The following is a 1,572-nucleotide window of genomic DNA, read 5'->3' on the forward strand; positions in this document are numbered from 1 at the left end:
GCCCACTGATCAACTTTTTCTGTAGTTACTTCAAAGTTTGGGTAGACGGATTTAATTAACTTGAATACCTCTATAACTTCTTGCCTTTCCATCTAGATCACCTCAAATGTTTTTCCAATCAACTTCCTGTTTAGATGGTTGTCTAGGTTTGAACTGACGAACATTGTCTTTACGGTTCATCTTTTCCACTTCATGCGCTCGTACATCTTCTAATGTTGTTAGATTCAAACTAGACCATTCTTTTAAGATCTCTTCAATATATCCAAAAGTGCGACCGCCTTTTTTAGCAGCTAGTTTCATAGCAGCGTTCATAATGTCGTTCCCTACTTCGTCACACCAATCAATAAATTGTTCTCGTAAGATTGGTTTAAGAACTCCGAAATTTTCTTCATATACCTTGAACGGATTCTCCTCTGCTGCTACATTCTTATCTTTATTAACATTCTTATTATTGTTCTCACTGCGTTCTGACTGCGTTCTCTCTCCGTTCTCACTGCGTTCTAAGTTCTGTTTTTTGTAGTTGTCAAACCCTTGATATGACTCGTAATTCACCACAGTGAACAGTGTTCCCAGTTCAGTACCTTCAATTTTTAATCGATTTTCTTTGACTAACTGATCAACTTTATTTTTTATGACAGAAAGCGAGTATTTTTTAACACTTCGATTCTCTACAAAAGTCAAATCTTCTTGGAGATTTCTGAAAGACCTCAGATATTGCCCTCTTTTCAGATGCATTCCAGCAACTGTTGTTCCTTCTTTAGCAAAGACGGCATTTCCGTATATATAGAAGAAAATTCTAAACTTTGGAATGTCGTTCCATATAGGATTTTCAAATATCTCTCGACTTGTCTGGAATGCACCTTTCATTCAATTAACCTCCCATTACCTATGAATCTCACATATTGCCCGTTTACCAGATACTTTCTTGATCGTGTAATTCGGATACCTTTTCATATATTGCTTGATTAGCCTTGTTAGTTCTTGTTTGTCCTGTGCCTGCTCGAATATCCAAGCAGGCAACAAGACGTTTGTTTTATTGTGCATCGTCTATCTCAAATTCTTGTTCCGTTCCGCTATCTTCGTTGAATTCCATGTCAATAACTTCTCCATTTTCATCAACCTGAGGATTAATTTCTTTAGGATCTCTATTGTCCTCGACCATGCCTTTCTGCATATCAACCGATAAGATACCCCACTTATTCAACATGTTTCGGATCACTGTTTTCTTCGCCATTGCATCCCAATCATTCTTCCATCCAAAATCTGATTTACTGAATTTCTTTTTGTGCTTTTCGATTTCTTCTTTGGACCAGTAAACTGTCTTACGGAAACCATTAATCAGTTCGAAAAATCCTGTATAACCAATGACTTTGTCTGATTCTCTATTTTCAAAATCGAGTTCAATTTCCTCAGTTAATCTGTTGAATGATTTAAGTTCTCCTTCATATACTTCAATAACGTTTATATTGCGATACTGACCAGTTCTAAGTGCTAACTGGATGTAACCTTTATAACCAAGTTGAAACTGTGCTTTACCACCATATGGTACAATCCACGCATACCCTAAATTCT

At 36.6% G+C, this 1,572-nt stretch carries 2 protein-coding genes; both read right to left on the reverse strand.

Features of this window, described 5'->3' with window-relative positions:
• Window positions 1-102: 102 nt before the first annotated feature.
• Entirely contained in the window at window positions 103-867 is a 765-nt protein-coding gene (locus C3938_RS00565; RefSeq protein WP_105101354.1) for a DnaD domain-containing protein, read from the reverse strand.
• 166 nt (window positions 868-1,033) lie between these two features.
• Window positions 1,034-1,572, reverse strand: a 539-nt coding sequence (locus C3938_RS00570) for a recombinase RecT (protein WP_199775458.1), incomplete at its 5' end; no start/stop codon positions are given.

It is taken from the genome of Microbulbifer pacificus (genome assembly GCF_002959965.1).
Taxonomy (GTDB): domain Bacteria; phylum Pseudomonadota; class Gammaproteobacteria; order Pseudomonadales; family Cellvibrionaceae; genus Microbulbifer; species Microbulbifer pacificus_A.